At 72.3% G+C, this 19,323-nt stretch carries 19 protein-coding genes; 8 read left to right on the forward strand and 11 right to left on the reverse strand.

From position 1 onward, the window contains the following. The first annotated feature begins 1 nt into the window (after position 1). Positions 2–352: a winged helix-turn-helix transcriptional regulator gene (locus ACZ4VK_RS18435; RefSeq protein ID WP_468353401.1), complete on the forward strand. Its 351-nt coding sequence runs from the start codon at positions 2–4 to the stop codon at positions 350–352. A gap of 148 nt (positions 353–500) precedes the next feature. On the opposite strand, the gene meaB is transcribed toward ACZ4VK_RS18435, so the two are convergent. Genes meaB through ACZ4VK_RS18450 form a run of 3 tightly spaced genes read right to left on the reverse strand, consistent with a single transcriptional unit; the run spans position 501 to position 5,466 of the window. After that, positions 501–1,484: a methylmalonyl Co-A mutase-associated GTPase MeaB gene (gene meaB, locus ACZ4VK_RS18440; RefSeq protein WP_468353402.1), complete on the reverse strand. Its 984-nt coding sequence runs from the start codon at positions 1,482–1,484 to the stop codon at positions 501–503. Continuing rightward, positions 1,481–3,655 (reverse strand): methylmalonyl-CoA mutase, encoded by a 2,175-nt coding sequence (scpA, locus tag ACZ4VK_RS18445; RefSeq protein WP_468353403.1) that lies wholly within the window; start codon positions 3,653–3,655, stop codon positions 1,481–1,483. The genes meaB and scpA overlap by 4 nt, the downstream gene beginning before the upstream one ends. Beyond that, a complete protein-coding gene (locus ACZ4VK_RS18450; RefSeq protein ID WP_468353404.1) occupies positions 3,655–5,466 on the reverse strand; it encodes a methylmalonyl-CoA mutase family protein in 1,812 nt (603 codons plus the stop codon). The genes scpA and ACZ4VK_RS18450 overlap by 1 nt, the downstream gene beginning before the upstream one ends. Before the next feature lie 134 nt (positions 5,467–5,600). Here ACZ4VK_RS18450 and ACZ4VK_RS18455 point away from each other — a divergent pair, with 134 nt between their 5' ends. Beyond that, complete coding sequence (locus tag ACZ4VK_RS18455) at positions 5,601–5,876, forward strand: hypothetical protein (protein WP_468353405.1); 276 nt, start codon at positions 5,601–5,603, stop codon at positions 5,874–5,876. A 13-nt stretch (positions 5,877–5,889) separates the two neighbouring features. On the opposite strand, the gene ACZ4VK_RS18460 is transcribed toward ACZ4VK_RS18455, so the two are convergent. The 3 genes from ACZ4VK_RS18460 to ACZ4VK_RS18470 all read right to left on the reverse strand — a co-directional run bounded on the left by ACZ4VK_RS18460 (position 5,890) and on the right by ACZ4VK_RS18470 (position 8,500). Continuing rightward, entirely contained in the window at positions 5,890–6,549 is a 660-nt protein-coding gene (locus ACZ4VK_RS18460; RefSeq protein WP_468353406.1) for a class I SAM-dependent methyltransferase, read from the reverse strand. Positions 6,550–6,611: 62 nt separating this feature from the next. Continuing rightward, on the reverse strand, positions 6,612–7,082 hold the full coding sequence (locus ACZ4VK_RS18465; RefSeq protein ID WP_468353407.1) for a hypothetical protein: 471 nt from the start codon (positions 7,080–7,082) through the stop codon (positions 6,612–6,614). A 95-nt stretch (positions 7,083–7,177) separates the two neighbouring features. Then, positions 7,178–8,500: a hypothetical protein gene (locus tag ACZ4VK_RS18470; RefSeq protein ID WP_468353408.1), complete on the reverse strand. Its 1,323-nt coding sequence runs from the start codon at positions 8,498–8,500 to the stop codon at positions 7,178–7,180. 196 nt (positions 8,501–8,696) lie between these two features. Between ACZ4VK_RS18470 and ACZ4VK_RS18475 the strand changes: the two genes are divergently transcribed. From ACZ4VK_RS18475 to ACZ4VK_RS18490, 4 genes are all read left to right on the forward strand, one after another. Beyond that, on the forward strand, positions 8,697–9,401 hold the full coding sequence (locus ACZ4VK_RS18475) for a DUF2470 domain-containing protein (RefSeq protein WP_468353409.1): 705 nt from the start codon (positions 8,697–8,699) through the stop codon (positions 9,399–9,401). Positions 9,402–9,471: 70 nt separating this feature from the next. Then, positions 9,472–10,026 carry an HD domain-containing protein gene (locus tag ACZ4VK_RS18480; RefSeq protein ID WP_468353410.1) on the forward strand — a complete coding sequence of 185 codons (555 nt, stop codon included), beginning with the start codon at positions 9,472–9,474 and terminating at the stop codon, positions 10,024–10,026. Beyond that, positions 10,023–10,730: an RNA polymerase sigma factor gene (locus ACZ4VK_RS18485; RefSeq protein WP_468353411.1), complete on the forward strand. Its 708-nt coding sequence runs from the start codon at positions 10,023–10,025 to the stop codon at positions 10,728–10,730. Before ACZ4VK_RS18480 ends, ACZ4VK_RS18485 begins: the two co-directional genes overlap by 4 nt. Beyond that, positions 10,727–11,785, forward strand: coding sequence for a CU044_5270 family protein (locus ACZ4VK_RS18490; protein ID WP_468353412.1), 1,059 nt, complete (start codon positions 10,727–10,729; stop codon positions 11,783–11,785). Before ACZ4VK_RS18485 ends, ACZ4VK_RS18490 begins: the two co-directional genes overlap by 4 nt. A gap of 31 nt (positions 11,786–11,816) precedes the next feature. Here ACZ4VK_RS18490 and ACZ4VK_RS18495 read toward each other — a convergent pair whose 3' ends face one another. Beyond that, positions 11,817–12,740: a glycerophosphodiester phosphodiesterase gene (locus ACZ4VK_RS18495; RefSeq protein WP_468353413.1), complete on the reverse strand. Its 924-nt coding sequence runs from the start codon at positions 12,738–12,740 to the stop codon at positions 11,817–11,819. 145 nt (positions 12,741–12,885) lie between these two features. Between ACZ4VK_RS18495 and ACZ4VK_RS18500 the strand changes: the two genes are divergently transcribed. Together ACZ4VK_RS18500 and ACZ4VK_RS18505 are read left to right on the forward strand one after the other, a co-directional pair. Then, entirely contained in the window at positions 12,886–13,629 is a 744-nt protein-coding gene (locus ACZ4VK_RS18500; protein WP_468353414.1) for an IclR family transcriptional regulator, read from the forward strand. 167 nt (positions 13,630–13,796) lie between these two features. Beyond that, entirely contained in the window at positions 13,797–14,267 is a 471-nt protein-coding gene (locus tag ACZ4VK_RS18505; RefSeq protein ID WP_468353415.1) for a hypothetical protein, read from the forward strand. 67 nt (positions 14,268–14,334) lie between these two features. Here the strand turns inward: ACZ4VK_RS18505 and ACZ4VK_RS18510 are convergent, their stop codons facing one another. The 4 genes from ACZ4VK_RS18510 to ACZ4VK_RS18525 form a co-directional block, all read right to left on the reverse strand. Then, on the reverse strand, positions 14,335–15,768 hold the full coding sequence (locus ACZ4VK_RS18510; protein WP_468353416.1) for a GH1 family beta-glucosidase: 1,434 nt from the start codon (positions 15,766–15,768) through the stop codon (positions 14,335–14,337). 59 nt (positions 15,769–15,827) lie between these two features. Further along, on the reverse strand, positions 15,828–16,760 hold the full coding sequence (locus ACZ4VK_RS18515; RefSeq protein ID WP_468353417.1) for a carbohydrate ABC transporter permease: 933 nt from the start codon (positions 16,758–16,760) through the stop codon (positions 15,828–15,830). Between the two features lie 4 nt (positions 16,761–16,764). Further along, complete coding sequence (locus tag ACZ4VK_RS18520) at positions 16,765–17,769, reverse strand: carbohydrate ABC transporter permease (RefSeq protein WP_468353418.1); 1,005 nt, start codon at positions 17,767–17,769, stop codon at positions 16,765–16,767. An 85-nt stretch (positions 17,770–17,854) separates the two neighbouring features. Next, the gene (locus tag ACZ4VK_RS18525; RefSeq protein ID WP_468353419.1) at positions 17,855–19,204 is read right to left on the reverse strand and encodes an ABC transporter substrate-binding protein; all 1,350 of its coding nucleotides are present in this window, start codon (positions 19,202–19,204) and stop codon (positions 17,855–17,857) included. Positions 19,205–19,323: the final 119 nt, after the last annotated feature.

A 19,323-nucleotide genomic window follows, 5' to 3' on the forward strand; every position in this document is an offset into this window, starting at 1 on the left:
GATGAATCGCGCCCGGGCCCAGGACACCAACGTCTGCGGAGTGAGCGCCGCGATCGTGGTCATCGAGGGCAAGTGGAAGACGGCCCTGCTGTGGCTGCTGGAGACCGGCCCGCACCGCCCCGGCGAAATACGCCGGAAGCTGCCCGAGATCAGCGAGAAGGTGCTGACCCAGGCCTTGCGCGAGATGGAGGAGGACGGTCTCGTGCACCGCGAGGTGTACGACGTGCTGCCGCCGAAGACCGTCTACTCCCTGACCGGCTTCGGACTCGAACTGTCCGAGGCGCTCGCCCCGTTGTCCGACTGGGGGCACCGCCGCCTGGACCGGCTCACGGCCGTGCCGACCGCTTCCTGAGGCCCTGTCCCGCTCCCTTCCTCCGGGCCGCCTCCAGCTTCGCCCGGGGCGCGCGCCCCGACAAGTACGTACAAAAAAGTGGGTATGCGGGGGAGCGTGAAAAGGGGGCCTTCCCGAAAGGGAAGGCCCCCTGAAACAGGAGGAGTCGTCAGTCCCGGCGCTCGCCGAAGGCGTCGAGGACGCGTTCGGCGGCCAGCGTCGCCGTGAGTTCCCCCGCGCGGACTCGCCGTTCCAGGGCGGGCGCGAGGTCCCGGACCGCCGGGTCCGTGTGGAGGCGGCGCAGCAGCTCGTCGCGGACCATGGTCCAGGTCCAGTCCACCTGCTGGTCCTGGCGCTTGGCCGTGAGGCGGCCGGTCGAGTCGAGGAGGGTCCGGTGCTGCCGGAGGCGCTCCCAGACCTCGTCGAGGCCGGCCGACTCCCGGGCGCTGCAGCTGAGGACGGGCGGCGTCCAGAAGGAGTCGACGCCGTGCATGAGCCGCAGCGCGCCCGCGAGTTCGCGGGCCGCGGCGCGGGCGTCACGCTCGTGCGGGCCGTCGGCCTTGTTGACGGCGACGACGTCGGCGAGCTCCAGGACGCCCTTCTTGATGCCCTGGAGCTGGTCGCCGGTGCGGGCCAGGGTGAGCAGCAGGAAGGAGTCGACCATGTCGGCGACGGCGGTCTCGGACTGGCCGACGCCGACCGTCTCGACGAGCACCACGTCGTATCCGGCGGCCTCCATCACGACGATCGACTCGCGGGTCGCCTTCGCGACGCCGCCGAGCGTGCCGGCGGTGGGGGAGGGGCGGACGAACGCGGCCGGGTCGACGGCGAGGCGTTCCATCCGGGTCTTGTCGCCGAGGATGGAGCCGCCGGTGCGGTTCGACGACGGGTCGACGGCGAGCACCGCGACCCGGTGGCCGAGCCCGGTGAGCATCGTCCCGAACGCGTCGATGAACGTCGACTTGCCGACACCGGGCACTCCGCTGATCCCGATCCGCACGGCGTTCCCGCTGTGCGGAAGGAGTTCCGTCAGGAGCTCCTGGGCGAGAGCCCGGTGCTGCGGGCGGGTCGACTCGACGAGGGTGATCGCGCGGGCGACAAGCGCCCGCTTCCCCTCCCGCACACCCCGTACGTACGTGTCGAGATCGATCACCGCTCGTGCCCGAGGCCGGCCGACAGACGCGTCACCAGGTCGTGGGCCGCGTCCGGGATCACCGTCCCGGGCGGGAACACGGCCGCCGCGCCCATCTCCAGGAGCGTCGCCACGTCCTGCGGAGGAATCACCCCGCCGACCACGATCATGATGTCCTCGCGGCCCTCCGCGGCCAGTTCCTCCCGCAGCGCCGGTACGAGCGTGAGGTGTCCCGCGGCCAGCGACGAGACCCCGACGATGTGCACGTCCGCCTCGACGGCCTGGCGGGCCACCTCGGCAGGGGTCTGGAACAGCGGGCCGACGTCGACGTCGAAGCCCAGGTCGGCGAAGGCGGTGGCGATGACCTTCTGGCCGCGGTCGTGGCCGTCCTGGCCCATCTTGGCGACCAGGATGCGCGGCCGGCGCCCCTCGGCCTCGCCGAAGGCGTCGACCAGGGCCCGGGTGCGCTCCACGGAGGGGGACTCGCCGGCTTCGTTGCGGTACACACCGGAGATCGTACGGATCTGCCCGGCGTGCCGTCCGTACACCTTCTCCAGGGCGTCGGAGATCTCGCCCACCGTGGCCATCGCGCGGGCCGCGTCCACCGCGAGTTCGAGGAGGTTGCCGTCGCCGCCGGCCGCCCGGGTGAGCGCGGCGAGCGCGTCCTGGCAGGCCTGCTCGTCGCGCTCCTCGCGCAGCCGCTTCAGCTTGGCGATCTGCTGGGCGCGGACGGAGGAGTTGTCGACGGACCGGACGTCGATCCGCTCGTCGGTCTCCACCCGGTATTTGTTGACGCCGATGACCGGCTGCCGTCCGGAGTCGATCCGGGCCTGGGTACGGGCCGCGGCCTCCTCCACGCGCAGCTTGGGGATGCCGGCGTCGATCGCCTTCGCCATGCCGCCGGCCTGCTCGACCTCCTGGATGTGCTTCCAGGCGCGCCGGGCGAGGTCGTGGGTGAGCTTCTCGACGTACGCGCTGCCGCCCCACGGGTCGATGGTCCGGCAGGTGCCCGACTCCTGCTGGAGGAGCAGCTGGGTGTTGCGGGCGATCCGCGCGGAGAAGTCGGTGGGCAGGGCGAGCGCCTCGTCGAGGGCGTTGGTGTGCAGCGACTGGGTGTGGCCCTGGGTGGCCGCCATCGCCTCGACGCAGGTGCGGGTGACGTTGTTGAACACGTCCTGCGCGGTGAGCGACCAGCCGGAGGTCTGCGAATGCGTCCGCAGGGACAGCGACTTGGGGTTCTGCGGGTCGAACTGCTTGACCAGCTTGGCCCAGAGCAGCCGGGCCGCGCGCAGCTTCGCGATCTCCATGAAGAAGTTCATGCCGATCGCCCAGAAGAACGACAGGCGCGGCGCGAACGCGTCCACGTCGAGCCCGGCCTCCCGGCCCGCCCGGATGTACTCCACGCCGTCGGCGAGGGTGTACGCCAGCTCCAGGTCGGCCGTGGCCCCCGCCTCCTGGATGTGGTACCCGGAGATGGAGATGGAGTTGTAGCGCGGCATCCGCTGCGAGGTGTAGGCGAAGATGTCGGAGATGATCCGCATCGACGGCCCGGGCGGGTAGATGTACGTGTTGCGGACCATGAACTCCTTGAGGATGTCGTTCTGGATGGTCCCGGCCAGCTTCTCGGGCGGTACGCCCTGCTCCTCGGCCGCCACGATGTACAGCGCCAGTACGGGGAGCACGGCGCCGTTCATGGTCATCGACACCGTCATCCGGTCCAGCGGGATGCCGTCGAACAACTGCCGCATGTCGTAGATCGAGTCGATGGCCACACCGGCCATGCCGACGTCACCGGTGACGCGCGGGTGGTCGCTGTCGTAGCCGCGGTGGGTCGGCAGGTCGAAGGCGACCGACAGACCCTTCTGCCCGGCGGCGAGGTTGCGCCGGTAGAAGGCGTTCGACTCCTCGGCCGTGGAGAAGCCCGCGTACTGCCGGATCGTCCACGGCTGGTTGACGTACATCGTGGGGTACGGGCCGCGGAGGTACGGGGCGACGCCGGGGTACGTGCCCAGGAAGTCCAGGCCCTCCAGGTCCTGCCCGGTGTACAGCGGCTTGACGCCGATGCCCTCCGGGGTCTCCCAGAGCAGGTCGTCGCCGCCCGCCGCCTTCTCGACCGCCGTACGCCACGCGTCGGGGCCGCCGTCGGCGGTCGGCGCCCCGAGCTCGATCCCGGAGAAGTCGGGGATGGACATCAGGACACTCCCATGCGGTCGAGGGCGGTGGAGAGCAGGGCGACGGCGTCACAGCCCGCGAAGAGGTACGTGTCGACACCGGGGTGGGCCCCCGGGCGGCCGGCGAGGAGGACGTGCTCGGCGCCCGAGGCGCGCAGCTCCGCCGCCGCCGTCGCGGCCCGCTCCTCGTACAGGGCGTCGCTGGAGCAGAGACAGACCTCGCGGGCGCCGCTCTCCTCGAACGTGCCCTCGGTGACCGGCTCGATGCCGCCCGCCTGGAAGAGGTTCGCGGCGAAGGTGACCCGGGCCGAGTGCGCGGCCGCCGGGCCGAGCGCCGCCAGATACACCCGGGGCCGGGCGCCGGTCGCCGCGAGGTGGGCGTCGGAGCGGGCGCGCAGCGCCTCGAAGGCCTCGTCGCGCCGGACCCGGGGCAGACCGCCGGCCGGCCGCTCGGGCGCGGGCGCGCGGTCCACGGGCTTCTCCGCGAGGTTCGGGAACTCGCTGACGCCGGTGATCGGTTCGCGGCGGGTGGCGAGCTTCGCGCTGCGCGCGGCCCAGGTCTCGGCGAGGCGTTCGCCGATCGTCCCGGCCCGCAGCGCGGCCTCCTGGCCGCCCACCCGCTCGATACCCTGGAAGAACTCCCAGGCCGCGTGCGCCAGTTCGTCGGTGAGCCGCTCCACGTACCAGGAACCGCCCGCCGGGTCGATGACCCGGGAGAGGTGCGACTCCTCGATGAGGACGGTGGAGGTGTTGCGGGCGATCCGGCGCGCGAACGCGTCCGGCAGACCGAGCGCCTCGTCGAACGGCAGCACGGTCACGCTGTCGGCCCCGCCCACCCCGGCGGCGAGCGTCGCCACCGTGGTGCGCAGCATGTTCACCCACGGGTCGCGGCGCGTCATCATCACCGGCGAGGTCACCGCGTGCTGGCGCTGCGCACCCGCCTCCCGGGCGCCGCAGACCTCGGCCACCCGGGCCCACAGCCGGCGCGCCGCGCGGAGCTTGGCGATCGTCAGGAACTGGTCGGCGGTGGCCGCGTAGCGGAACTCCAGCTGCGCGCAGGCCTCGGCGACGCTCAGTCCGGCCTCGGTGAGACCGCGCAGATAGGCCACGCCCGTCGCGAGCGAGCAGCCCAGCTCCTGCGCGGCCGAGCCGCCGGCCTCGTGGTACGGCAGGGCGTCCACGGTCAGGGTCCGCAGGCCCGGGTACGCGTCGGCGCAGCGGCGTGCGAGACCGGCGACGGACGCGAGGTCGTACGACGGTCGTCCGGTACGGGCCTCGTGGCCCAGGGGGTCGGCGCCCAGGTTGCCCCGGGCGGCGTCCGCGGCGACGCCCCGCTCCTCGTACAGCCGGAGGAGCCGCTCGGCCGCCGCCTCCGTCTCGTCGCCCGCGTCGAGGACGACGGGCGCGAGGTCGAGGTAGACGCCGTCGAGGACCGTGGCCAGGGAGGCGACCGGGATGCCGGCGCCGCCGACACCGAGCCAGAGGGAGGTGACGCCGTTCTCCAGGTCGGAGAGGACGGACTCGTTGTCGGGGGCGAGATGGCGCTGGCGCACGTCCCAGCCGCCGAGGGTGTTGCCCTCGGCGCGGCCGCCGCGGACGAACGGCGCGAAGCCGGGCAGGCCCGCGTCCGGCGCCGCGTCGCGAGCCGTGTACAGCGGACGGGTGTCGAGGCCGTCCTCCAGGAGCGTGGACAGGGCGTCCTCGGCGGCGTCGCCGGAGACCTCCTTGCCCGACTTGCGCAGGACACCCGCCACGAGGTGTTGCCACTGTTCGTGTGGCGCGTCAGGGAATTCGGACGCCAGGGAGAGCCCGTCGTCAGGCAGGACCGTCATGCTCGGATGCTAGGGGAGATCACCAAAGGAGAAGGAGGGTGTACGACTGTGACCTTCTTCTCCTCGACCTGCGGCGATCCATGTGGTGGGCACGCCCGGCGGCGTTGTCAGTGGCGGCTGGGAGGCTGGGGCTCATGGACAGGGACGAGGAGCTGCTGAGAGGCCGGGTCTACGGCCAGGACCACGACGACCCCAGGCCGGGCCCCCGCCCGGGCCGGGTCTACGCCGAACTGGTGGGCGGGCCGCTCGACGGCCTGCTGCTCGACGTCACCGACCGGACGGCGGAGGAGCGGGCCGCCGGCGCGGTCCTGGAGACGGAGCTCGGCCGCTACGGCGCCGGCGGCCGCTCCCTCTACGAGCCGCGCCCGGGTGACGCGGGCCGCTTCGACTGGTCCGGCGACACGCCGTGACCCGGGGCGCGGGTCAGCTCGGTCCGACGGGGCGGCGGGCGTAGCAGAAGAGGTGCTCCTCCGGGGCCGCCCGCTCGTCCTCCGGGCGGAAGACCGACACCTCGTGGTGGAGGACGTCGAGACCGCACTCCTCCCGGAGCCTGCGCAGGTACTCGCCGGCCGGGAAGCTGGAGACCCTGACCGGCCGGCCCATCCACTCGATGTCCACGCCGTCGACGTCGGCGGGCACGGTGGCGCTCACCAGATACCCCCCGGGCGCCAGCCAGCCCGCCATCCGCTCCAGGGCGGCGCCGGCCTCCGCCCGGCTCATCATCAGGAGCGGGAAGAAGGCGCACACCGCGTCGAAGCTCCCCGCAGGAGCGTCGAAGTCACGGACGTCGCCCCGCTCGAACCGGGCCCGGGGCACCTGCTCCCGGGCCAGCTCGACCATCGTCCCGGACACGTCGATGCCCGTCACGGCGCACCCCGACCGGACGAGGAGGTCGGCGACCGGCCGTCCGGTGCCGCTGCCGACGTCGAGCACACGGGCTCCCGCGTCCAGGCGGGACGTGAGCCAGTCGACCGCCGCCAGCTGGGCCGGCAGGTGTCCGAAGGCCCGCTCGTACGCGATTCCCAGACCGTCGAACAGTTCCGCCGCCGACAGCGGTCTCCGCTCGGAACCCTCTTCCCGCATGCCGCTCCCCTTTCCCGGGTGTCACGGGGCGAACTACCCGCCGGGGGAGCGTTCTACCGGTCTCAGCGCAGGACGGACGAGAAGTTGTCCAGCTGGATCCAGGTGACCTTGTTCGTCGACTGGGGGCCGTAGACGTTGACGTAGCCGGCGGTGTTGGCCTCGATGCGGACGGCGTTGATGCCCTGGCTGTTGTTGCGGGGGCAGACGCCGCGGGTCAGCTTCGGCGGGACGATGGTGGCGGGCAGCGTGCCGAGCCGGCCGTCGGTGCTGAAGTCGCAGGTGACCGTGCCGCGCAGCTGGAGGAACTCCGTCCCCGCGAGCCGTATCACCCGGGCCTCCGCCGGCGCCCCCGCGACGGCCGTCACGGTCGGGTCCAGGGTGATCGCCGTCCAGTCGACGACGGTCTGGCAGCCGTCCACGGGGTCCACGGCGGCGGCCGGGGTGGCCGTCAGGAGCGGGGCGCCGACGGCGACGGCGGGGGCGGCGAGGGCGGCGGTGAGCAGGGAGCGGCGGCTGGTCGTGTGCTGGGTCATGCTCGATCCTCCGGATCGGGTGGGGCGGTCGGTCGGGGGGAGGGGCGCGGTGGACGCGAGGCGGTCCGTGCGGCCGGTCGCGGTGCGGCGGTGGTTCATCGCCAGGCGACCGAGACGCCGTCGAGGTCGATCCAGGTGGTGGCGTTGTCGCTGGTGGCGCCGTACGCCCAGAGAGCGCCGTGGACGTCGGCCTCGATCCGGCACACGCAGCGGCCGGTGTTGTTGTTGCGGGGCACGTTCTGGCGGGTGAGATGAGTCGGGCGCAGCCGGTGCGGCAGGGTCGCGATCCTGCTGTCCGCGGTCAGGCCGGGGGAGCAGGTGAGGGTGCCGCGCAGCTGGAGGTAGGTGGTGCCGGCGAGGGCGATCAGCCGTCCGCGCGGGGGCTGGGCGCCCGGGGTGACACCGGCGGCGAGGGTGAGGTCCTCCCAGTCCGCGAGCACCTTGACCCCGTCGACCGCGGGCTTCGTCGGGTACCAGCCGATCGTGACGTCACGCGAACCCGTGGTGCCGGGGACGGTGTTGCTGAAGCCGAACAGCAGCCGGGTCTCGGCGGTGGCGGGGTCGACCTCGACGGCGACGCCCTCGGGTTCGCGCCGGGTGAGGCCGTCGGCGTTGGTGACCACCTGCCGGTCGAGGCGCGCGCCGGTCGTCCACGAGTACGAGGTGAGGAAGGCGATGCCGGGGAACTCGCTGGGGACCGTCGTCGGGTTGTTCTCCTTGTCGTACGGCGCCCACTGGTACGAGTAGAGGACGTCGCCGAGCACGGTGAAGCCCTGGGAGACGAGGGTCTTGCGCAGCGGGTAGGGCGAGGGCACGGCGGGCGTGACGTCCTCTCCGGCCGGCATGACGAAGGTGGTGCCGACCGGGACCCAGGAGCCGGCGGCGGCCGCGGCGGGGTCGTACCGGGTGAAGTGCCGCTTTCCGTCCTTGTGGTACATGACGTACAGCAGGTTGTTCACCGGGTCGAGCGACGGTCCGACTCCCGAGGTGCTGCCGGGCGGCGTGAACTTCCGCTCCTGCGGGATGAGGGCTCCGTCCAGGACCGAGCCGTCGACGAACCGGAACCGGGTGACGGCCTTGCCGAAGGTGGTGCCGTCCGAGGTGACGTGCAGCGGGCCGACCTCGGTCCAGAGGTAGGTGTCGGCGCCCACCGGCTCGGCGCCCATCGAGAGCCCGTGTCCGAAGCCCTTCAGCTGCATCGAGCCGGTGACCGTGCCGGTCCGGCGGTCGATGCGGTTGAGGTACATGTTGCCCTCGGGGGCGGTGGCCGAGCTCTCCACCTGGAGCACGAAGACGTGCCCGTTGACGGTGTCGGTGGCGATCGCCTGGGGGGCGGGGCTCTTCACCAGGTCGACGGTCTGGATGAGCCTGCCGGTGACGCCGGACAGATCGACGCCGTTGGCGTCCGTGTATGCCATGTTCTCTCCCCGGGATCCACAGGGGATCCGCTCGATGAAGAGCAGATCATCACATGGACCGTCAGGGGCCGTGTCGGGAGGTGGGGCCCTTCCATGGCCGCCGACAGTGAGTTAGCTTAGGCTTACCTAAGTAACGGTCGCCGAGGCGGCTGTCCTCAGGAGCAGTGTCTCCGTCACCTGTCCCGGGAGAACTCGGATGCGTCCCTTCAGCCCCCGCACCACGCGGCCCACCCCCGCCGAGCGCGTGCGGTCGGTCCTGGCAGCCGCCCACTCGATGACCGTCGTCTCCGACGGGGTCCACCAGGAGGTGCATCTCCTCGACGGGACCGGACCGATGGGCCACATCCACCTGCACGACCCGTCCGAGGAGAGCCACGCCGGACAGGCCGCACGCATCCCCGTACGCCTGGAGTTCACCGACATCGCCCCCACCCCCGTCCGCGAACGGCTGCGCGCCCGCGTCACCCTGACGGGACTCCTGGCCACCCCCTACGAGCCGGAATCGAGCGCGAGCATCTGCATGGAGTTCGGCCAGGCCCTCCTCGAGGACGCCGAGGGCCGCACCTTCGTCACCCTCGAAGAGCTCCACGCGACGGACATCGACCCCATGGCCACCTGCGAGGCATCGATGCTCACCCACCTCGTCGACGGCCACGGCGAACTCGTCCCCCTGCTCCTCCGCCTCGTCCGGCCCCGCCCCGACCGGGACATGGTCCGCGCCCTCCCCGTCGCCCTCGACCGCTACGGCATCACCCTGCGGCTCGAACACCCCACGGGCCACCAGGACGTCCGGCTGCCCTTCCCCACCCCCGTCACCGACATCGACCAGGCCGGACCCCGCATGCACGCACTCCTCGCGGCGGCCCGCCGCTCCTCCCACCCCAACCACCTGCTGACCTGACCGGCCGCCCGCGCGACCGGGTACGGGGGAGCGGCACGACCGGCCGTCCCCGCCCCGCGATGATGGGGCGATGAAGACACTCGCCGAGGTGGACGAACTCGCCGTCCTGGCGCACGCCGGACATACCGACAAGATCGGTGTCCCCTACGTCGCACACGTCCGCGCGGTCGCCGCGGGACTCGAACCGTTCGGCCCGCACCTCGTCATGGCCGGCCTGCTCCACGACGTCATCGAGGACACCCCCTGGACGGCGGAGCGGCTCCGCGCCACCGGCATCCCCGACCGGGTCGTCGACATCGTCGAAGCCGTCACCAACCGGCCCGGCACGCCCTACGAGGAGAAGATCCGCCGGATCACGGACGACCCCGACGCCACCCTCGTGAAGATCGCCGACAACGCGCACAACAGCCGCCGGGACCGCGCCGCCGCGCTGCCGCCCGAGCACCGGGACCGGCTCGCCGCCAAGTACCGGGCGGCCCGCGAGGTGTTGTGGGCGGCGGCCGACCCCGGGCACGTCGCGACGATCCTGCGCGTGGTCAACCCCGAACTCCTGGAGGAACTCACCTCCCGGAGTGACGCGCGTCACGGGAACCCGGCACCGGGCCCGGACAGACGAGAGACGTGAACACAGACACCCGCGCACGGATCCGGGACGGAGACCCCTCGGCCTTCGCCGCACTCTTCGACTCCTACGCCCGCAGCGTCTACAACCACGCCTTCCGGCTGACCGGCGACTGGTCGGTCGCCGAGGACGTCATGGCGGCGACCTTCCTGGAGGCCTGGCGGCTGCGGCTGAAGGTGGACCCCGAAGGCGGATCGCTCCGCCCCTGGCTGCTCGGCGTCGCCACCAACGTCGCCCGCAACCACTGCCGCGGCAACCGCCGCTACCGGGCGGCCGCCGCCGCGTACGCCGCCGCGGGACCCGCCGAGGCCTCCGTAGCCGACCACGCGTCCGAGGTCGCGGGACGGCTCGACGACCGGCGCCGCATCGCGGCCACGCTGCGGGCCCTCGGCACGCTCCGCCGCACCGAACGCGAGATCCTCGTGCTCTGCCTCTGGGAAGGCCTCGCCTACACCGACGTCGCCAGAGCCCTGCGCGTCCCCGTCGGCACCGTCCGCTCCCGGCTCTCCCGCGCCCGCGCCAAACTCCGCACCGGCACCGAGGCCGAACTCGCCCTGGAACCGCGCGCCCCGGGCACGGAGAGACGCGACCTTCCCCCAGGGCTGCGCGAACCGACCCCGGAGAAACGGGAACCCGCCCCCCGCCCCCGACAGACAACAGGTGATCGCACGAACGCGGTCCGGCCCGCGCAGGAAGGAATCCGATGAACCCCGCCCCGAACCAGCCCGCCACGGCGAACCGGCTCGACACAGGAGACCTCCCGGCGACCGAGGAGCACGACCTTCCTCCGGGCCGCCACCAGTTCCACAAGGAGCGCCTGATGAGCCGGATCCACGACGACCGCCGCGCCGCCGCCCCGCGCAACCCCTTCCTGCGGAAGGCGATCCTCCTGCCCGCCGCGACCGTCCTCGCCGGCGCCCTCGCCGTCGGCGTCCTCGCCCTCACCCCCGGCGGCGGTGACCGGAGCCCCCACGAGCTCGCCACCGGACCCGCCCTCACCACCACGATCGGCGCCGTCGACGCCCACGGCGCGCCCCGCCTCCTCGACCGGATCTCGCTGGCCGCGGCCGGGGCGGACGCCCCGAAGGGCCGCGCGGACCAGTACGTCTACATCGAGTCGCGGACCGCGACCACGTACGTGCGGACCGTCGACGGCGTCAGCAGCCTCGTCAGCAGGCCCCTGCACACCCGGCAGTCCTGGCGGTCCCCCGACGGCCTCAAGGGCTGGCTGATCGAGCCCGGCACCACCGGCCCCGAGGGCATCACCCTGGCGGGCACCGACGAGACCGGCCAGGTGCCGAAGCCGCACCTGGGCGCCCCCTCGCACGACTACCTCGCCACCCTCCCCACCGACCCCGACGCGCTGCTGCGGAAGATCTACGAGGAGACCGAGGGACAGGGCAACGGCAGGGACCAGCAGGCCTTCACCACCATCGGGGACCTCCTTGGTGAGAGCTGGCCGACCCCCCGGCTCACGGCGGCGCTCTACCGGGCCGCCGCGAAGATCCCCGGGGTCGTCGCGGTGGACCGCGCCACCGACGCCGCCGGCCGCGAGGGAGTCGCGGTCGCGCGGCTCGACGAGACCGGCGGACAGCGCACCGAATGGATCTTCGACCGCGAGACGCTCACCTTCCTGGGCGAGCGCACCGTCCAGGTGAAGGGCAGCGACGGCGAGGGCGGCCTCATCAAGCCCGGGACCGTCGTCTACACCCACGCGATCATGGTCCGGGCCTTCGTCGACGACCTCAAGGTCACGCCGTAGCGGCCACGGTACGCGCCGGGCCGACGGCCGATCAGGCCGTACGGCCCGCCCACCAGCCGCCCAGCTCGGTCGGACGGTTGGTGATGATGCCGTCCACACCGAGCGCGTCCAGGACCTTCCAGCGGGCCGGCCGGTCGACCGTCCACACGAAGACGGCCAGGCCGGCGGCGTGCAGCTCGGAGACCAGCCCGGGACGGGTGGACAGCGCGGCGTCCGAGACGTTGTACGCCGCGAGGTCCAGCTCCTCGGCGAGCGCGACCGGGTCCGCGTCCAGGGTGTCCCGCAGCAGACCGAGCGGCAGTTCGGGAGCGAGCTCACGGGCGTACCGCAGCGACGGGATGTCGAAGCTCTGGACGAAGACCCGGTCGGCCATGTCCTGCCGGCGGACCTCCTGCACGATCCGCTCCACCTCGGCGTGGCCGTGCCGGCCCTTGATCTCGAGGAGCAGCTTCCCGCCGCGCTTCCTGAGGTCCGCCAACTGGTCGGCCAGGGTCGGGACGCGCGCCCCGGCGTAGGCGGGGGCGAACCAGGAGCCCGCGTCCAGGGCGTCCAGCTCGGCGGAGGTCAGGGAACGGATCGGGCCCGTGCCGTCGGTCGTCCGGTCGACGGTCGCGTCGTGGAGGACGTACGGCACGCCGTCCTCGCTGGGCTGGACGTCGTTCTCGATCCACACGGCCCCGCCCCGCCGGGCCACCTCACCGGAGACCAGCGTGTTCTCGGGGGCGGCCGAGGAGGCGCCCCGGTGGGCGATCACCGTCGGCGGCGCGCCGGGCACACGCATCCACGGGCTCGCCGCGGTCGTGACCTCCGGCCCGGGGCGGGGCGCGGACCGGGAGGGCGGGGCGGCGGCGAAGGCGGTCGCGAGGCCGGCGACGGCGGTGGTCAGGGCGAGGGCGACGAGCCCGGTGGTCCTGCGCCGACGGGACCGGGAGGCGGGCGGCTGAGGGTCTCTCATGTCCGGAGACTCTAGGGCTGGTTGCCCGCGACACGACGGACGACGCAAGCCCTTCGCCGGAACGGTCCGGTACGCGGCATGGTGGGGGCGTGCCCGGAGCCGAGCCATCGGGGTCACGGCCGGGCCCGCGGAGTCGGGGGGACTCATGGACACCGGTGAGGGACGTGGAACGGGCAGAGCCGATCTCGGCCGGGGAGACGGCGGCGACACGGCGACGCGGGCGCGCGGCCGTGGCGTCCTGGAAGGGGCGTTCGCGCTGCTCGACGCGCTGCGCCGGAGCGGTGACGAGGCCGGCGTCACCGAACTGGCGCTGACCTGCGGCGTACCCAAGGGCAGCGTCCACCGGCTGCTCGACCAGCTGGTCACGCTCGGCGCCGTCGAACGGAAGGGCAACCGCTACCGGGTGGGCCCCCAGCTGTACCGCATCGGCCAGGCCTGGGAGCCGCACCCCGGGCTGCGGCCCGCCGCCCGGCTGCCGCTCCAGCGCCTCAGGGCCGCCACCGGTGCCAGCGTGGTCCTCACCGTGCTGCGCGAGGACATGGCGATCACGGTCGGCTCGGTGCCGGGCGACCTCGAACCGCTCCTCCCCGTACGGGACGGCATCGCGTTCCGGCTCGACACCGCCGCCGGGAAGGCCCTGCGCGGGCCGCTCCGCGGCGGGCCCGTCCTCGACCGGGAGGACGTGATGGACGGGGTCTGCTGCGCCTCGCTGCCGGTCCGCACCCCGGACGGGCGTACGGTCGCGGCCCTCGCCGGCATGGTTCCGGCCGGCCGGCCGCTCGACGCGCTCGCCCGGGGCGTCGCCGAGGCGGGGGCCGCGATCAGCCGCGCGCTCGCCCGGAGCGGCGGCCCGCGGGGCACGGTCCCGGCGGCCGTCCTCGTCCCCTGAAACCGAAGCCGACCGGTGCTGTTCCGTCCAGCGGAACGCGCGTAGAACCCGGCGCGGCGGACCGGCACAGTAGGGGACGTGCCGAGGGGAACGGCACACCGGCCCCGCCGAACAGGGGCGGACCGGAACCACCGTCACGCGAGTGACCCGATGTGTGGGGGGACCACATGCGCAAGAACCGATTCGTCCGAGCCGCCGCCACCGCCCTTCTCGGACTCGGCAGCGTCGCCGCCTTCGCCGGCACCGCCCAGGCCGAGCCGATCGACTACGTGCGGATCGAACTGGTCGAGCTGCACTGCCAGAAGAACAGCGAGGGCGACCACGACGAGGCGTACCTCAAGATCACCGACGCCAACGGCAACGCCGTCAAGGTCTGGCCCGGCAACGGCATCAAGTACCAGACCATGGGCAGCGGTTACGTCCGCTCCATGGCCGACGGCAACGGCAACGCGGCCCTCATCCTCGGCAAGGAGCAGGCCCGCACGATGACCCTGTGGGACCTCGACACGTTCGGCGGCGACGACAAGCTCGGTGCCACGCTCGTCACGGGCAGCGAGGTCGGCGCCGAGACCCAGTGGCGCACCGTCGAGGGCTCCGGCGGCGTGTACGTCATCGGCTACCGGGTCGTCGACATCTGACCGGCGCCCACCCCATGACGGAAGGCCGTGCCGGCGAACCCGGCACGGCCTTCCTCGTCGTGCGACCTCAGGGGGTGTGCAGCTCACCCGTGCGCGCCACCTTCGCGTACCAGCGGGCGCTGGACTTCGGGGTCCGCTCCAGGGTGTCGTAGTCCACCCGGACGGCCCCGAACCGCTTCGCGTAGCCGTACGCCCACTCGAAGTTGTCGAGCAGCGACCAGAGGAAGTAGCCGCGTACGTCCACGCCGTCGCTCATCGCCCGGTGCACCGCCTCCAGATGCGCGTGCACATAGGCGGCGCGCTCCGGGTCGTGCACCGAGCCGTCCGGGGAGACCACGTCCTCGTACGCCGCCCCGTTCTCGCTGATGACCAGCGGGAGTTGGGGATATGCGTCGGACACCCGGGTCAGCAGGTCGTACAGGGCGCTCGGGTCGACCGCCCAGCCCATCGCGGTCGGCTCGCCCGGCCCCCGGTGGAAGGCGACCGAGTCGGCGCCCGGCCACGGCGAGAACGCGCTGTTGCCGTGACCGTCGTCCTGGGGCTTCTCGGCCCCCTCCGGCACCTCGGAGACGATGGTCGGCGCGTAGTAGTTGATCGCGAGCAGGTCCAGCGGCTGGTGCGCCGCGGCCGTGTCACCCTCCCGGACGAAGGACCAGTCCGTGAGGTGCGCCGTGTCGGTGAGCAGGTCCTCGGGGTAGGCGCCCTCCAGCATCGGGCCCAGCCAGATCCGGTTGCCCACCGCGTCGATCCGGCGGGCCGCCTCCGCGTCCGCCGCCGAACCGGTCAGCGGGCGCACCTCGTGCAGGTTGAGCGAGACCGAGATCTGACGGTCGGCCGGCATCGCGGCCCGCAGCGCCTGGACCGCGAGACCGTGGCCCAGGTTGAGGTGGTGCGCGGCCCGCAGGGAGGCGACCGCGTCCGTGCGGCCGGGGGCGTGGACCCCGGAGCCGTATCCGAGGAAGGCGCTGCACCACGGCTCGTTGAGCGTGGTCCACCGCTTGACCCGGTCACCGACCGCGTCGGCGACGATCCCCGCGTACTCGGCGAACCGCTCGGCGGTCGCCCGCTCGGGCCAGCCGCCCGCGTCCTCCAGCTCCTGCGGCAGGTCCCAGTGGTAGAGGGTCAGGGACGGCTCGATGCCGGCGGCGAGCAGCTCGTCGACGAGCGCCCGGTAGAAGTCGAGTCCCTTCTGGACGGCCGGTCCCCGGCCGGTGGGCTGCACCCGGGACCAGGAGACGGAGAAGCGGTAGGCGTTCAGGCCGAGTTCGGACATGATACCGACGTCCTCGCGGAACCGGTGGTAATGGTCCACGGCGACGTCGCCGGTGTGGCCCTCGAAGACCTTGCCGGGGGTGTGCGAGAAGGTGTCCCAGATGGACGGGGTACGGCCGTCCTCCGCCGCCGCTCCCTCGATCTGGTACGCGGCGGTGGCCGCGCCCCAGAGGAAGTCGGCGGGGAACGAGCGGGTGGCGGTGAGCGGCCGGGTTTCGGACGCGGTCATAGGAGAGCGCTCCCAAGGTCGTGGCGTGCGATGTGTGCGAAACGGAGGGGGACGGGTCGTCAGCTCTTGACGGCGCCGGCCGTGATGCCGCCCACGATGTGCTTGCCGAGGAAGGCGAAGACGAGCAGCAGCGGCACGGTGGATATCAGGGCGCCGGTCAGCACGATGGCGTGGTCCACCGTGTGGTTGCCCGCTCCGAGTCCGGCGAGCGCCACCTGGAGGGTGGGGTTGCCGTCCGTGGTGAGGGCGATGAACGGCCAGAAGAAGTCGTTCCACGACTGGACGAAGACCAGCATGCCGAGCACGGCCATGGCCGGCCGGGCGATCGGGAACACCACGTGCCAGATGATCCGGAGGCTGTGCGCCCCGTCCATCCGGGCCGCCTCCACCAGCTCCATCGGCAGGGCCTCCACCAGGAACTGGCGCATGAAGAACACACCGAAGGCGGCGACGAGCGAGGGCAGGACGACCGACTGGAGCTGGTCGAACCAGCCGAGGTCGGTGATGATCTGGTAGAGCGGGATGACGCTGAGCTGCGGCGGGATCGTCATCGTGGCGACGACCAGGGAGAGCAGCATGCCCCGGCCCCGGAAGGGCAGTTTGGCGAAGGCGAAGCCGGCGAGCGTGGAGAAGAGCACGGTGGACAGCGCGACCAGGCTCGCCACGATCGTGGTGTTGATCAGCGCCTCACCCATGTCGACCTGGTTCCAGGCGAAGGTCAGGTTGTCCAGGAGGCGCTTGCCGGGAAGGAGCGGCGCCGGGGCCTCCACGACCCGCTCGCCGGTGTGCGAGGCGGCGACCAGGTTCCAGTACAGCGGGAAGAGCGAGACGAACGCGGCCACGGCGAGCAGGACGTAGGTCAGCGGTCCCGCGTGGTGCTGCTTCCCGGCCGACGGGCGGAGGCGGAGCCGCGACCGGGCCGCCGGGGCCTCCGCGGGGGCCTTCGCCGGGGCCTTCGCCGGGGACGGCGTCGTGTCGAGTGTGCGGGCCATCGGGTCAGCCCCCCAGCTTCTTGCGGTTGTGGCGGGAGACGAGCGCCTGGACGCCGCCGATGAGGAGCAGGATCAACAGCATGACCCAGGCGATCGCCGAGGCCTGCCCCAGCGCGCCGGTCACCCACCCCTTCTCGTACATCAGGAGGCTCAGCGTCTGGAACTGGTTGCCGCTGCCGCCGCTGATGCCGACACTGCCGCCGAAGAGCATCGGCTCACCGAAGAGCTGGGTGGCGCCGATGGTGGAGACGATGATCGTGAAGAGGATGGTCGGCCGGATCGAGGGGATGGTGACGCTGATGAACTGGCGCCAGCGCGAGGCCCCGTCCAGCGAGGCCGCCTCGTACAGGTCCTGCGGCACGGCCTGCATGGCGGCCAGGTAGATCAGGGCGTTGTAGCCGGTCCAGCGCCAGGTGACGATCACCGAGATGGCGATCTGCGCCGGCCACTTGGACGACTCCCAGTTCACCGGATCGAACCCGACCCAGCCCAGGACGCTGTTGATCATCCCGTAGTCGGTGTTGAACAGCTGGGCGAAGACCAGCGTCGCCGCCGCGATCGAGGTGGCGTACGGGGCGAGGATCGCGACCCGGAAGAAGCCTCGGCCGCGGAGCTTGTAGTTGAGCAGGTGCGCCAGGCCCAGGGCCATGAGCAGCTGGGGAACGGTCGAGATGATCCCGATGGTGAACGTGTTGAAGAGCGCGTTCCAGAAGAACTCGCTGGTCGCCAGGTCGGTGTAGTTCTCCAGACCCTTCCACGTCGGGTCACCGCCGAGTTCGACCCGGTTGAGCGAGAGCCAGCCGGTGTAGATCAGCGGGAAGAGCCCGAAGGCGGCGAACGTGAGGAAGAAGGGGGCGATGAAGACGTACGGGATCGCCTTGAGGTCCCAGCGGTAGAGCGTGCTGCGCCAGCCGCCCCGGGCGGAACGGCGGCCACGCGGGCCGGGGGAGGAGGGCGGTGCGGCGGGCGGCGGGGAGCCGTCCGGCTTCGCCCGAACGGAGGTGGCCACGGGGGCGTCCTTCCAGGTCGATGCGTGCGGTGGTGCGGACGGTGCCGGTCCGCCGCCCGTGGGTGGCGGACCGGCACGGCCCCCGCTACTGGTCGATCTTGTCGTCGACCAGCTTCTTGACGTTCTCCCAGGCCTTGGCCGGGTCGGTGCCGCGCTGCTCGATGTCGAGGATGCCGTTGTCGGTGAGGAAGGTCTTCACCTGGCCGTCGTAACGGCTGATCACGGCGGGGGTGATGCCGGCCGCCGCGCTGGAGAAGATCTTGCCGACCGGGGTGTCACCGAAGTACGGCAGCTTCGCCTCCTGGACCGCCGAGGAGGCGAGCGTGTCCTTGGACGAGGGGATGTTGCCGTTGACCGCGAAGACCTTGGCGTGCTGCTCGGGGGCGGTCAGCCAGGCGGCGAGCTCGGCGGCCTCCTTGGTGTGCTTCCCGGCCTTCGGCACGGCGAGGAAGGAGCCGCCCCAGTTGCCGGCGACCGGAGGCGCGGCGATGTCCCACTTGCCCTGGTTGGCCGGTCCCGCCTGGTCCTTGATGATGCCGGTCATCCAGCTGGGGCAGGCGACGGTGGCGAACTTCGAGTTCTTGAAGGCCGCGTTCCAGGTGCCCTTCTCGTCGAACTGGCGCAGCTTGGCGGTGAGGCCGCCCTGGGCCGCGGCGACGGCGGTGTCCCAGGCCTTCTTCACGCCGGGGCTGTTCTCCCAGTCGAGCTCGCCGCTCGTGTTGGCGTACTGCACCGGGTCGCTGGAGACGACCGCGTTGAAGAGGCCGCTCGCCGAGTCGTGGAAGGAGGTGCCCGCGGGCGCGGCCGCCTTGTACTTCTCGCCGGTCGCGATGAACTTGGCCCAGTCGCCGGCCCAGAGCTTGGCGACGGCGTCGCGCTCGGTGGGCAGCTTGGCCTTGGCGAAGAGGTCCTTGTTGTAGCAGATGGCCATGGGGCCGATGTCGGTGCCGAGGGCGATGAGCTTGCCGTCGGCGGTCGTCGCCTGCTTGACCTTCCAGTCGAGGAAGTTCTCGGCCTTGGCGCCGCCCTCCTTGCCCAGGTCGACCCACTTGCCGGCCATGGCCGTGCCGGTCGCCTCGGCGATGTAGCCGACCTCGACGGCCTGGATGTCGGCGACACCGCTGTTCTGGGAGAGGCGCAGCTTCAGGGTGTCCCAGTACTTCTGGCCGTCGGAGACGTTCGACTCTTCGATCTTGATGTTCGGGTGGAGCCGCTCGTACTCGGCGTAGAGCTTGGCGCCGGTCTTGTTGTCGTAGCCGAAGGAACCGAAGGTCCCGATCCGCAGCGTGATCTTCTCGCCGGCCTTGGTGCCGGTGCCGCCCTTGCCGTTGTCGTCGTCGCTGCCGCAACCGGTGAGCAGGGTCGTGCCGGTCACGACGACGGCGACCGCCGCGATCGCCGCACGGCGTCCGCGTCTGCTGCTGGAAGTGCGCATTCCACTCTCCTCGTCCAAGGTGGTGCTCGTTGTGCGCCAAGAGGCCCGGCCGGCTGATCGCGGCTCGGCGGCGCCCGCCAGGACCTGATGAAGGCTGTACGCGTCCCGGATGGGAGCGC

Source organism: Streptomyces sp. NPDC028711 (assembly GCF_055565415.1).